8 protein-coding genes are annotated in these 13,644 nt (G+C 66.7%); 1 reads left to right on the top strand and 7 read right to left on the bottom strand.

Translation table 11 applies throughout. The annotated features are described in order from the left end of the window. From VEA62_RS14070 to rpsL, 4 genes are all read right to left on the bottom strand, one after another. A partial coding sequence (locus VEA62_RS14070) for a GTP-binding protein (RefSeq protein ID WP_324819791.1) occupies nucleotides 1-141 on the bottom strand: 141 nt, incomplete at its 3' end. Nucleotides 142-225: 84 nt separating this feature from the next. Next, complete coding sequence (fusA, locus tag VEA62_RS14065; RefSeq protein ID WP_324822927.1) at nucleotides 226-2,307, bottom strand: elongation factor G; 2,082 nt, start codon at nucleotides 2,305-2,307, stop codon at nucleotides 226-228. Nucleotides 2,308-2,505: 198 nt separating this feature from the next. Beyond that, nucleotides 2,506-2,979 (bottom strand): 30S ribosomal protein S7, encoded by a 474-nt coding sequence (rpsG, locus tag VEA62_RS14060; protein ID WP_168044696.1) that lies wholly within the window; start codon nucleotides 2,977-2,979, stop codon nucleotides 2,506-2,508. A gap of 66 nt (nucleotides 2,980-3,045) precedes the next feature. Next, entirely contained in the window at nucleotides 3,046-3,417 is a 372-nt protein-coding gene (gene rpsL, locus VEA62_RS14055) for a 30S ribosomal protein S12 (RefSeq protein ID WP_055832311.1), read from the bottom strand. A gap of 529 nt (nucleotides 3,418-3,946) precedes the next feature. On the opposite strand from rpsL, the gene VEA62_RS14050 reads away from it, so the two are divergent. Next, nucleotides 3,947-4,756 (top strand): hypothetical protein, encoded by an 810-nt coding sequence (locus VEA62_RS14050; protein ID WP_324822923.1) that lies wholly within the window; start codon nucleotides 3,947-3,949, stop codon nucleotides 4,754-4,756. 46 nt (nucleotides 4,757-4,802) lie between these two features. Here the strand turns inward: VEA62_RS14050 and VEA62_RS14045 are convergent, their stop codons facing one another. The 3 genes from VEA62_RS14045 to rpoB form a co-directional block, all read right to left on the bottom strand. Continuing rightward, the gene (locus tag VEA62_RS14045; protein WP_324822921.1) at nucleotides 4,803-5,567 is read right to left on the bottom strand and encodes an SDR family NAD(P)-dependent oxidoreductase; all 765 of its coding nucleotides are present in this window, start codon (nucleotides 5,565-5,567) and stop codon (nucleotides 4,803-4,805) included. Between the two features lie 103 nt (nucleotides 5,568-5,670). Next, on the bottom strand, nucleotides 5,671-9,867 hold the full coding sequence (gene rpoC, locus VEA62_RS14040; protein ID WP_324822919.1) for a DNA-directed RNA polymerase subunit beta': 4,197 nt from the start codon (nucleotides 9,865-9,867) through the stop codon (nucleotides 5,671-5,673). A gap of 95 nt (nucleotides 9,868-9,962) precedes the next feature. Then, nucleotides 9,963-13,644: DNA-directed RNA polymerase subunit beta (gene rpoB, locus VEA62_RS14035; protein ID WP_324822917.1), on the bottom strand; the 3,682-nt coding region annotated here is incomplete at its 5' end.

Raw genomic sequence — 13,644 nt, 5'->3', positions numbered from 1 at the left:
GTAGTTCATCGCCTTGGCGCCGCCGGCCTTGGCCAGCGTCATCGTGATCGCCGCCGTCAGCGTCGTCTTGCCATGGTCCACGTGACCGATCGTGCCGATGTTGCAGTGCGGCTTGGTGCGTTCGAACTTTTCCTTGGCCATTCTCTTCTCTCCGTCCCCTGAACAGGGGGCTTGGTCCTTGGTTTTCAGGGGCCCCGGCGGGCCGGGGCCCGCCGGGTACAGGGTTTAGGCGGAATACTTCTTGATCACTTCGTCGGCGACGTGCTGCGGCACCGGCTCGTAGTGGTCGTACTGCATGGTGAAGACCGCGCGGCCCTGCGACATGCCGCGAAGCGTGTTCACATAGCCGAACATGTTGGCCAGCGGCACGAAGGCGTTCACCACCGTGGCGTTGCCGCGCATGTCCTGGCTCTGGATCATGCCGCGACGGCCGTTCAGGTCGCCGATGACCGAACCCAGGTAGTCTTCCGGGGTCACGACCTCGACCGCCATGATCGGCTCGAGCAGCTTGGGCGCGCCCTTCTCCTTCAGTTCGCGGAAGGCGGCGCGGGCCGCGATCTCGAACGCCAGCACGCTGGAGTCGACGTCGTGGTATTTGCCGTCCGTCAGGGTCGCCTTGAAGTCGATCAGCGGGAAGCCGGCCAGCAGGCCGCTGTCCTTGATGGACTCGAGGCCCTTCTGGACGCCCGGGATGTATTCCTTGGGCACGGCGCCGCCGACGATCTGGCTCTCGAACACGAAGCCCGACCCGGGCTCGCCCGGCTCGAAGGTGATCATGACGCGGGCGAACTGGCCCGTGCCGCCGGTCTGCTTCTTGTGCGTGTAGTCGATGTCGACCTTGCGGCCGAGCGATTCACGGTAGGCCACCTGCGGCGCGCCGATGGTGGCGTCGACCTTGTAGGTGCGGCGCAGGATGTCGATCTTGATGTCGAGGTGCAGCTCTCCCATCCCCTTGAGGATGGTCTGGCCCGACTCGTGGTCGGTCGAGACGGTGAAGGACGGGTCTTCCGAGGCCAGCTTGGCCAGGGCGACGCCCAGCTTCTCCTGGTCAGCCTTGGTCTTGGGCTCGACCGAGATCTCGATCACGGGGGCCGGGAATTCCATCTTCTCGAGGATGACCGGCGACTTGATCGGGTCGCACAGGGTGTCGCCGGTGCGGGTTTCCTTCAGGCCGGCCAGGGCGACGATGTCGCCGGCGTAGGCTTCCTTGATGTCCTGGCGGTCGTTGGAGTGCATCAGCAGCATGCGGCCGACGCGTTCCTTCTTGTCGCGGCTCGAGTTCAGCAGCGCCATGCCCGTTTCCATCTTGCCGGAATAGATGCGGCAGAAGGTCAGGGAGCCGACGAAGGGGTCGTCCATGATCTTGAAGGCGAGAACCGACAGGGGTTCGTCGTCCGACGCCTTGCGGGTGACGGGCTCTTCGGTGCGGAAGTCGATGCCGGGGGTCGGCGGGATGTCGACCGGCGACGGCAGGTAGTCGACGACGGCGTCGAGCAGGGTCTGGACGCCCTTGTTCTTGAACGCCGAGCCGCACAGGATCGGATAGAAGGCGCCGGTCAGCACGGCCTTGCGGATGCACTTCTTCAGCGTCTCTTCCGACGGCTCCTGGCCGTCGAGGTAGGCTTCCATCGCCTCGTCGTCGAGTTCGACGGCGTTGTCGATCAGGTACTGGCGGGCGGCGTTCGCCTTCTCGACCAGATCGGCCGGGATCTCTTCATCGTGGAAGTTCGCGCCGAGCCCGTCGTTGTCCCAGACCACCGCCTTCATGCGGACGATGTCGACCAGGCCCGAGAGCGAGCTCTCGGCGCCGATCGGGAACTGGATCGGCACGGCCTTGGCGCCGAGACGGTCGCGGATCGACTGGACAGAGGCGTCGAAGTCGGCGCCGATCTTGTCCATCTTGTTGACGAAGACGATGCGCGGAACCTTGTACTTGTCGGCCTGGCGCCAGACGGTCTCGGTCTGCGGCTCGACGCCGGCGTTGCCGTCCAGCACGGTCACGGCGCCGTCGAGGACGCGCAGCGAACGCTCGACCTCGATGGTGAAGTCCACGTGGCCGGGGGTGTCGATGATGTTGAGGCGCTTCTCTTTCCAGAAGGCGGTCGTCGCGGCGGACGTGATGGTGATGCCGCGCTCCTGCTCCTGGTCCATCCAGTCCATGGTGGCGGCGCCGTCATGGACTTCGCCGATCTTGTGGGACTTGCCGGTGTAATACAGGATCCGCTCGGTCGTCGTCGTCTTGCCCGCGTCGATGTGGGCCATGATGCCGAAGTTGCGGTAGTCCTCGATCTTGTGCGTGCGGGCCATGAAAGCGTGCCTTGAGGGTAAGACGGGCGCCGGGCGCCCTTTGGAAAGTGAGTTCAGGACGCGATCGGCGCCCTCGGGGAGATATGCGTCTGTCTGGATAAGCAGGCGCGGGCGATTTAGCTCAAACCGCCCGCGCCGGATAGTCGGTAGATAGGAGCCGCCGACCTTCGTTGAAAGAAGGCGGCCCCTTGAAGGCGGTTACCAGCGGTAGTGGCTGAAGGCGCGGTTGGCCTCGGCCATCTTGTGGGTGTCTTCGCGCTTCTTGACCGCGGTGCCGCGGTTGTTCGACGCGTCCAGCAGCTCGGCGGCGAGCTTTTCGGTCATGGTGTTCTCGCCGCGCTTGCGGGCGGCGTTGACCAGCCAGCGGATGGCCAGGGCCTTGCGGCGATCCGGGCGAACCTCGACCGGCACCTGGTAGGTGGCGCCGCCGACGCGACGCGAACGGACCTCGACCGCCGGGGCGACGTTTTCCAGCGCGGTGTGGAAGGTCGCGACGGGCTCCTGGTCCTTCTTCTTGTCGGCCAGGATGTCGAACGCGCCGTAGACGATGTTTTCGGCGACGGCCTTTTTGCCCTCGTACATGACGTAGTTCATGAACTTGGTGACGGTCAGATCCTTGAACTTGGGATCCGGCAGGACTTCGCGCTTCTGTGCGCGGTGACGACGGGACATGGGCTGGGCCTTCTGAAACGGTCTCTGGGTCCCCGGACGGGCCGGGAAAATCTGGTGGGTCTTCGCTTACTTCGGACGCTTGGCGCCGTAGTGCGAACGGCGCTGCTTGCGGTCCTTGACGCCCTGGGTGTCGAGCACGCCGCGCAGGATGTGGTAGCGCACGCCGGGCAAGTCCTTGACGCGGCCGCCGCGGATCAGGACCACCGAGTGCTCCTGCAGATTGTGGCCTTCGCCGGGGATGTAGCACACGGCTTCGATGCCCGTGGTCAGACGCACCTTGGCGACCTTACGCAGCGCCGAGTTCGGCTTCTTCGGGGTCGTCGTATAGACGCGGGTGCAGACGCCGCGGCGCTGCGGGCAGCCCTTCAGCGCCGGGACCTTGTTGCGGACCGGCTTGGGTTGGCGCGGCTTGCGGATCAGCTGGTTGATAGTCGGCATCGAGTACTCGTTCTCTTCTAATCGATGGGGGCGTGTGCCTTTCGGCCGGAGCGCCCCGGTGAGCCTTCTTTTCGGATGACGCCGGCGGCGCCGTCCCGGGTTTGGTTTCGAGCAGAGGCCGCGACAAACAGAAAAGCCGGAACGCGCGCTTCGGGCGTTCCGGCGGGCGACAGCCCGAGCGTTCGATTGTCACGATCCCGACGAATGCTGACGCGCCCGCCTCGAAAGTGGGCGGCTTCTACGCCGGGAGGGGCCCGGGGTCAAGGGCGGCGGCCGCTGTCGCGAAAGGCCTTGCAACCTCCTGACCGCCCTCCGCCACACGAGTTGCCGGGACTGGCGATCCCCAGGGCGAAACGGGGAGGCCGTCGGACAGTCGTGATCGTAATCGACGGCGGTCCGAAACCCCAACCCGCCAGTTCCCCGCCGATGATCATGCGGTCCGGTCACGGCCGGGAATCGCCCGCCTCGGGAGAAGCCGCAATACCGCCACGCTCGGCCCTTCAACTGGGGGTGGAGGTGCGGAGGACCGATGCGGGAACTCAGGCTTGTCTGGCCGTCACGGGCCGAACGCTGGCGCAAGCCGGCGATCGTGCTCCTGTCGGTGGGCCTGCATGTCCTCGTGCTCGGCTACGTCGGGTTCAAGGCCTTCGAGCCGCCGCGGCACTACGGCGTGGAAGAGCCTCACGGCGATCCCTTCCCCTTTTCGGCGATCTACGCCGAGATCGAGCCCCGCCCCCTGCTGCGGGGAGAAGCGGCCAGGACGCGGGACGCGCCGCCGCCCGAGAACCGCACACTGAGCATCAATGACGCCGGGACCAGCCCCACCGACACCGCCGGTCCGACCGGATCCGCCGAGGACGGCGAGCAGGTCGCTCCCCCCTCTCCTCGCCCCGGCGCGCCAGGCGCTCCCGCCCCGCCGGCGGATGTCGGCACGGCGGCGTGGAGGGTCCGACCCGAAACCATGGGCGATCGGGTCGGGCGCGGGCTGCGGACCAGTCCGGTAGGTTGCGCCAGTCCACGGCTGCTGACGCCCGCCGAACGGGCCATCTGTGACGACCGACTCGGGGAGCGCGCCGCCGCCGCCCCGCCGATCAGCGGCACGGGCGATCCGGAACGCGACGCCCGCTTCGCCCGTGAAGGCGCCCGCGCCCTGGCCCTGTACGAGGAGCGCCGCCGTCCCCTCAGGGGTGGGGTCGGCGTGGTCGGCCCCCAGGACGGCCCCGGCTCCAATTTCGGCATGGGCGTGGCCGGAGCACATCTGGATCCGTCCCTGCGGCCGGACTCGACCAGCAACGTCCGCACCCGCCGCGACCGCGTCCGCGAGATGGAAGAAGACTGACCCTCCCCCGCCTCACCCGCCCGGCGTCCTGTTCAGGCGGAAGTGGTCAACCGGCGGTCCAGCCCCCGTCGACCATCACGGAACTCCCCGTCATCAGGGTCGAGGCGTCCGAGGCCAGCAGCAGGAGGGCGCCGGCCAGCTCGTCCATCCGGCCAAGCCGCCCCAGCTTGATCCGGCTCAGCACGAAATCGCGCGTCCCCGGCGTGTCGAGGATAGGGCGCGTCATGGCGGTGTCGATGAAGGTCGGGCAGATCGTGTTCACCCGAATGCCGTGGGGCGCCAGGTCGATGGCCATGCAGCGGGTCAGACCTTCGAGACCCCATTTCGAGGCGCTGTACAGCGACCGGCCGCCGCCGCCGACATGGCCCATCTGCGACGAGACATTGATGATTGAGCCGGGCCTGCCCGCCTCCAGAAGCCCCTTCGCCACCGCCTGGGCGACGAACAGGGCGGACTTCAGATTGAGATCGAGAACCGCGTCATAGTCCTCTTCGGTCACCTCGGTGATCGGACGAATTCGGTTCACGCCAGCGTTGTTCAACAGGATATCGAAGGGACCGTGGGCCGACACCTCACGGCGGACCGCGGCAATGTCGGTGACATCCAGCACGAGGGCCTCGGCCTCGAACCCCGCCTCGCGAATTTCGCGCACTCGCGCGTCCAGGTCGGCGGCCGTGCGGCCGCACAGGGTCACGGCGGCCCCCGCCTGGGCGAAGACCTCGGCGCCGGCCGCACCGATCCCCCGCCCGCCTCCTGTGACCAGGGCGCGCTTGCCGTCGAGGCGGAAGGACGGAAGCGGCGTCAGGGTCATGGCGGATCTCCGTGAGGTCGCCAGCTTCAACAGGAACTGAGCAAAAGAAAAGGGCGGCCCCGTCGCCGGCGCCGCCCTCTTCAGTTCAGTCCGGACCCGGAGATCAGCCTTCGCTGTTCTCCAGCTCCAGCGCCAGGTCGGCGGGGAGCGGCTCGATGGCCTCTTCCCGCTGCGACGTCAGTTCGGCGTCGCGCTGGTTGGCGACCTTCTGCAGGGCCCGGAGGTAGGCGCCGGTGCCCGCCGGGATCAGCCGGCCGACGATGACGTTTTCCTTCAGGCCTTCCAGCGTGTCCTTCTTGCCGTTGACCGAGGCGTCGGTGAGGACGCGGGTGGTCTCCTGGAAGGACGCCGCCGAGATGAAGCTGCGGGTCTGCAGCGACGCCTTGGTGATGCCCAGCAGGACGGGCTGGGTGGTGGCCGGACGGCCGCCGCGCTTCTCGACCTTCTGGTTCTCGAGCACCGCCTCGGCCACCTCGACCGTGTCGCCACGGATCAGGGTGGTTTCGCCGGAGTCGAGGATCTCGACCTTCTGCAGCATCTGGCGAACGATCACCTCGATGTGCTTGTCGTTGATCGGCACGCCCTGCAGTCGATAGACCTCCTGCACTTCGTTCACCAGATACTCGGCCAGCGCCTCGACGCCCTGGATGCGCAGCAGGTCGTGCGGATCCGGGTTGCCGTCGATGATGTAGTCGCCCTTCTGGATCAGATCGCCGTCGTGGACGGAGATGTGCTTGCCCTTCGGGATCAGGAACTCGACCGCCTCGCCCTGCACGCCGTCCGCATTGGGCTCGGGCGTGATCTTGATGCGGCGCTTGTTCTTGTAGTCGCGCCCGAATTCGACGCGGCCGTCCATCTCGGCGATGACTGCGCAGTCCTTGGGACGACGGGCTTCGAACAGCTCGGCCACCCGCGGCAGACCGCCGGTGATGTCGCGGGTCTTGGCGCCCTCGGTCGGCACGCGGGCGATGATCTCGCCCGGCTTGACCACGTCACCGTTGTTCACGGACAGGACCGCGCCCACCGGCAGCAGGTAACGGGCGTCGGAGCCCGAGGCCAGCTTGGCGTATTCGTCGCCCTTGGTGACGCCCATGGCCGGACGCAGGTCCGCACCACGAGGGCTGGCGCGCCAGTCGGAGACGACGCGCTGGGCGATGCCCGTCGCCTCGTCGGTTTCCTCGCGGACCGACAGGCCCTCGACCAGGTCCTCGAAGCGGATCACGCCGCCGACTTCGGTCAGGATCGGAGAGGTGTAGGGGTCCCACTCGGCCAGACGCTGGCTGCGCTTGACCTCGGCGCCCTCGGTGACCCGGAGGCGGGCGCCGTAGGGCAGCTTGTGGGTTTCCCGGTCCTTGCCGTCGACCACGATCGTGATGGTGACGTTGCGGCTCATGGCCACCAGATCGCCGTGGGCCGCCTTGACGGTCGGGCCGGCGATCTTCGCCACGCCGGCGTTGGTCGCCTCGTAGAACGAGGTCTCCGCCACCTGCGCGGTGCCGCCGATGTGGAAGGTCCGCATCGTCAGCTGGGTGCCCGGCTCGCCAATGGACTGCGCCGCGATGACGCCGACGGCTTCGCCGATGTTGACGTTGGTGCCGCGCGCCAGATCACGCCCGTAGCAGTAGGCGCAGATGCCGGCTTCGGCCTCGCAGGTCAGGGCCGAGCGGACCTTGACCGACTGGACGCCGGCCTGGTCGATGATCTCGACTTCTTCCTCTTGCAGGTAGGTGTCGGCGGGGAACAGGATCTTGTCGCCGCCCGGCTCCTTGATGTCCTCGGCCGCATAACGGCCCAGGACCCGCTGCCCCAGCGAGACCAGCACGTCGCCGCCTTCGACCACGGCGCGCAGGGTGATGCCCCGGGTCGAGCCGCAATCGTCCTCGGTGACGATCGAGTCCTGCGCCACGTCGACCAGACGGCGCGTCAGATAGCCGGAGTTGGCGGTCTTCAGCGCGGTGTCGGCCAGACCCTTGCGGGCGCCGTGGGTGGAGTTGAAGTATTCGAGGACGGTCAGGCCTTCCTTGAAGTTCGAGATGATCGGCGTCTCGATGATCTCGCCCGACGGCTTGGCCATCAGGCCCCGCATGCCGCCCAGCTGCTTCATCTGCGCCTGCGAACCGCGGGCGCCCGAGTTGGCCATCATGAACACCGAGTTGATGTCCGGGTTCTGACCCTTGGCGAGCACGCGCGGCTGGGCGATCTCGCCCATCATCGCGTCGGCGATCTTGTCCGTGGCCTTGGCCCAGGCGTCGACGACCTTGTTGTACTTCTCGCCCTTGGTGATCAGGCCGTCGGCGTACTGCTGCTCATACTCCTCGACCTGGGTGCGGGTGTCCGCGACCAGGGTGGCCTTGGCGGCCGGGATGACGATGTCGTCCTTGCCGAAGGAGATGCCGGCCTTGGCCGCCTCGCGGAAGCCCAGCTGCATCATCTGGTCGGCGAAGATGACCGTCGCCTTCTGACCGCAGTGACGATAGACCTGATCGATCAGGTTGCCGATCTCCTTCTTGGTCAGGTTCTTCTCGAGCAGCCGGTAGCCGATGTTCGGGTTGTGCGGCAGCAGGGCGCCCAGCTTCATCCGGCCCGGAGTCGTGTCGATGACCTTGGTGATGACTTCGCCGGCGGCGTTCATCTCGGTCCAGCGGGCCTTGATCCTGGTGTGCAGGGTCACGACGCCGGCATCGAGCGCGGCGTCGATCTCGCCCATGTTGGCGAACAGCTTGCCCTCGCCCTTCTCGCCTTCCTTGACCAGCGAGAGGTAGTAGAGGCCCAGAACGATGTCCTGCGACGGCACGATGATCGGCTTGCCGTTGGCGGGCGACAGGATGTTGTTCGTCGACATCATCAGGACGCGCGCTTCCAGCTGCGCCTCAAGCGACAGCGGGACGTGGACGGCCATCTGGTCGCCGTCGAAGTCGGCGTTGAAGGCGGTGCAGACCAGCGGGTGCAGGCGGATCGCCTTGCCCTCGATCAGCTTCGGCTCGAACGCCTGGATGCCCAGACGGTGCAGGGTCGGGGCGCGGTTCAGCAGCACCGGGTGCTCGCGGATGACCTCGTCGAGGATATCCCACACCTGCGGCTGCTCGCGCTCGACCATGCGCTTCGATTGCTTGACCGTGCCCGACAGGCCCTTGGCGTCAAGGCGCGCATAGATGAACGGCTTGAACAGCTCCAGCGCCATCTTCTTGGGCAGGCCGCACTCGTGCAGCTTCAGCTCGGGACCGACGGTGATGACCGAACGGCCCGAGTAGTCGACGCGCTTGCCGAGCAGGTTCTGGCGGAAACGGCCCTGCTTGCCCTTCAGCATGTCGGCGAGCGACTTCAGGGGACGCTTGTTGGCGCCGGTGATGACGCGGCCGCGGCGGCCGTTGTCGAACAGGGCGTCGACCGACTCCTGCAGCATCCGCTTTTCGTTGCGGATGATGATGTCGGGCGCGCGCAGCTCGATCAGGCGCTTCAGGCGGTTGTTGCGGTTGATGACCCGGCGATACAGGTCGTTCAGGTCCGAGGTGGCGAAGCGGCCGCCGTCCAGCGGCACCAGCGGGCGCAGTTCCGGCGGGATGACCGGCACGACCGTCAGGATCATCCACTCGGGCTTGTTGCCGCTTTCGAGGAAGGCCTCGATCAGCTTCAGGCGCTTGGAGGCCTTCTTGGCCTTCATTTCCGAGGGGCTGTCGGCCAGTTCGGCGCGGTGCTTCTCGGCCTCGGCGTGCAGGTCGATGCCGATCAGCAGGTTGCGCACGGCCTCGGCGCCGATCTCGGCGGTGAAGCCGTCATCGCCGAACTCGTCCTGGTAGCGGTAGAATTCGTCTTCCGTCAGCAGCTGGTTCTGCTTCAGCGGGGTCAGGCCCGGCTCGGTGACGATGTAGTTCTCGAAATACAGGACGCGCTCGACGTCCTTCAGCGCCATGTCGAGCATCAGCGAGATGCGCGAGGGCAGCGACTTCAGGAACCAGATGTGGGCGACCGGGGCGGCCAGTTCGATGTGGCCCATCCGCTCGCGCCGGACGCGGGCGAGGGTGACCTCGACGCCGCACTTCTCGCAGATAATGCCCTTGTACTTCATGCGCTTGTACTTGCCGCACAGGCATTCGTAGTCCTTGGTCGGGCCAAAGATACGGGCGCAGAACAGGCCGTCACGCTCGGGCTTGAACGTGCGGTAGTTGATGGTTTCCGGCTTCTTGATCTCGCCGAACGACCACGACCGGATCTTCTCCGGCGAGGCCAGGGCGATCTTGATCTGGTCGAAGGTCGGGGTGACCGGGACCGGGTTGAAGATGTTCAGGACTTCCTGGTTCATCTTGATTCCTTCTGCGGGACTTCCCGCGCAATTTCATGTGGAGAGAGCGAAGGACCGTCCCTCCCCGCTTGCGCGAGGAGGGATCATTCGGTCGGTCAGCTGTTCTCCAGCTCCACGTTCAGGCCCAGCGAGCGCATTTCCTTGACGAGCACGTTGAAGCTCTCGGGAATGCCCGCCTCGAAGCTGTCGTCGCCGCGGACGATCGCCTCGTAGACCTTGGTCCGGCCGGCCACGTCGTCGGACTTCACCGTCAGCATCTCCTGCAGGGTGTAGGCCGCGCCGTAGGCCTCCAGCGCCCACACCTCCATCTCGCCGAAGCGCTGTCCGCCGAACTGCGCCTTGCCGCCCAGCGGCTGCTGGGTGACCAGCGAGTACGGGCCGATCGAGCGGGCGTGGATCTTGTCGTCCACCAGGTGGTGCAGCTTCAGCATGTAGATATAGCCGACCGTGACCGGACGCTTGAACTGCTCGCCGGTCTGGCCGTCATAGACGATCGACTGGCCGGTGCGGTCCAGGCCCGCCTTCTCCAGCAGATCCTCGATGTCGTTGATGTGCGCGCCATCGAAGACCGGCGTGGCGAAGGGCACGCCCTTCGACAGGTTGCGAGCCAGCTCGACCAGCTCCTCCTCCGACTCCGGCAGGGGCGTTTCCTTGCCGTAGATCGACTGAAGGTGGTCGATCAGCGCCTGCTTCTGTCCGCCCGACTGCCACGCTTCCAGCAGACCCTGGATCTGCTTGCCGAGACCGGCCGCGGCCCAGCCGAGGTGGGTTTCGAAGATCTGGCCGATGTTCATGCGCGACGGCACGCCCAGCGGGTTCAGAACCAGGTCGACGGTGGTGCCGTCTTCCAGGTGCGGCATGTCCTCGATCGGCAGGATCTTGGAGATGACACCCTTGTTGCCGTGACGGCCGGCCATCTTGTCGCCGGGCTGAAGCTTGCGCTTCACGGCCACGAAGACCTTGACCATCTTCATCACGCCCGGGGGCAGTTCGTCGCCGCGCTGCAGCTTCTCGACCTTGTCCTCGAAGCGGCGGTCGAGCGCCTTGCGGGCGTCCTCGAACTGCTTCTTCATGGCCTCGAGCTCGCCCATCGCCTTCTCGTCGTCGAGGGCGATCTGCCACCACAGGCCGCGCGACAGGTCGGCCAGCTTGGCCTCCGTCACCTCGCCACGGCCCAGGCCCTTCGGACCAGAGGTGGCGTTCTTGCCGATCAGCAGCGGCTTCAGACGGCCGTAGACGTTGCGCTCCAGGATCTTGAGCTCGTCGTCGCGGTCCTTGCCGAGGCGTTCGATCTCGGCGCGCTCGATGGCGACCGCGCGTTCGTCCTTGTCCACGCCGTGGCGGTTGAAGACACGCACGTCGACGATGGTGCCGGCGACGCCCGGGGGCAGACGCAGGCTGGTGTCGCGGACGTCCGAGGCCTTTTCGCCGAAGATGGCGCGCAGCAGCTTCTCCTCGGGGGTCATCGGCGATTCGCCCTTCGGCGTCACCTTGCCCACCAGAATGTCGCCCGGCTTGACCTCGGCGCCGATATAGACGATGCCCGCCTCGTCCAGGTTCTTCAGGGCTTCTTCACCGACGTTGGGAATGTCGCGGGTGATTTCTTCCTGACCCAGCTTGGTGTCGCGGGCCATGACCTCGAATTCCTCGATGTGGATCGAGGTGAACACGTCGTCGCGGACGATGCGCTCGGAGATCAGGATCGAGTCTTCGAAGTTGTAGCCGTTCCAGGGCATGAACGCGACCAGCACGTTGCGGCCCAGCGCCAGCTCGCCCAGCTGCGTGCTGGGGCCGTCGGCGATGATGTCGCCCTTGCGGATCTGGTCGCCCACCTTCACCAGCGGCTTCTGGGTGATGCAGGTGTTCTGGTTGGAACGCTGGAACTTCAGCAGGTTGTAGATGTCGACGCCGGGCGCGGTGGAGTCGGCGTTGTCCGACGCGCGCACCACGATGCGGGTGGCGTCGATCTGGTCGACGATGCCCGCGCGCTTGGCGACGATGGTCACGCCGGAGTCACGGGCGACCGTGGCCTCCATGCCGGTGCCGACCAGCGGCGCGTCGGCCTTCACCAGCGGCACCGCCTGACGCTGCATGTTCGAGCCCATCAGCGCGCGGTTGGCGTCGTCGTTCTCGAGGAACGGGATCAGCGCCGCGGCGACGGACACCAGCTGCTTCGGCGACACGTCGATGAGGTCGATGGCCTCCGGACGGAACATCAGGTACTCGCCGCCCTGCCGGCACGACACGAGGTCGGCGGCGAAGCGGTTCTGCTCGTCCAGTTCGGCGTTGGCCTGCGCGACGACATAGCGGCCCTCCTCCATGGCGGAGAGGTAGACCACCTCGTCGGTGACGCGGCCGTCGATGACCTTCCGGTACGGGCTCTCGATGAAGCCGTACTGGTTGACGCGGGCGTAGGTGGCCAGCGAGTTGATCAGACCGATGTTCGGGCCTTCCGGCGTCTCAATCGGGCAGATGCGGCCATAGTGCGTCGGGTGCACGTCGCGCACCTCGAAGCCGGCGCGCTCGCGGGTCAGACCGCCCGGGCCGAGGGCCGAGAGACGACGCTTGTGCGTGATCTCGGACAGCGGGTTGGTCTGGTCCATGAACTGCGACAGCTGCGACGAGCCGAAGAACTCGCGCACGGCCGCCGCCGCCGGCTTGGCGTTGATCAGGTCGTGCGGCATGACCGTGTCGATCTCGACCGACGACATGCGCTCGCGGATCGCGCGCTCCATGCGCAGCAGGCCGACGCGGTACTGGTTCTCCATCAGCTCGCCGACCGAACGGACGCGGCGGTTGCCGAGGTGGTCGATGTCGTCGATTTCGCCGCGGCCGTCCTTCAGGTTCACCAGAACCTTCAGGATCTCCAGGATGTCCTCCTTGCGGAGCACGCGGATCTGGTCGTCGGTCTTGAAGCCCAGGCGGGCGTTCATCTTCACGCGGCCGACGGCCGACAGGTCGTAGCGCTCGCTGTCGAAGAACAGGCCGGCGAACAGCGCCTCGGCCGACTCCAGGGTCGGCGGCTCGCCCGGACGCATGACGCGGTAGATGTCGATCAGCGCGTCCTCGCGGGACGCGTTGCGGTCGGCCGACATGGTGTTGCGGATGTAGGCGCCGACGTTCAGGTGGTCGATCGCCAGGATCGGCAGCTCGTCGACGCCGATCTTCTCCAGCTTCTCCAGGTCCGACGCCGACAATTCGTCACCGGCTTCGAACAGCACCTCGCCGGTCTTCTCGTTGATGATGTCGACGGCGAGGTAGCGGCCGGTCAGCTCCTCGGTGGAGACGAGCTGTTCGGTGAGCCCGCCCTCCTGGAGCTTCTTGATGGCGCGCGGGGTCATCTTGGTGCCGGCCTCGGCGACGACGGCGCCGGTCTTGGCGTCCACGAGGTCGGAGACGAGCTTGACGCCCTTCATGCGCTCGGCGTTGAACGGCGTCTTCCAGCCGCCCGAGGCGCGCGTGTAGGTGATGTGCTGGTAGAAGTAGGAGAGGATCTCCTCCTTCGCCATGCCCTGCGCCTCGTAGGGCAGCAGGTCCTTGCCGTTCGCCTTGCGCTCGGCGCGCAGCGCGGCCGTCTCGGCGCCGTCCAGCGCGAACAGCAGCGTGGTGGCCGGCAGCTTGCGGCGGCGGTCGATGCGCACGTACACGAGGTCCTTGGCGTCGAACTCGAAGTCCAGCCAGGAGCCGCGGTACGGGATGACGCGCGCGGCGAACAGGTACTTGCCCGACGAGTGGGTCTTGCCCTTGTCGTGGTCGAAGAACACGCCGGGCGAGCGG

It is taken from the genome of Brevundimonas sp., from assembly GCF_035627475.1.
Taxonomy (GTDB): Bacteria; Pseudomonadota; Alphaproteobacteria; order Caulobacterales; family Caulobacteraceae; genus Brevundimonas.
Note: the sequence above shows the minus strand (reverse complement) of the source record. Positions and strands in the feature narration are given on the sequence as shown.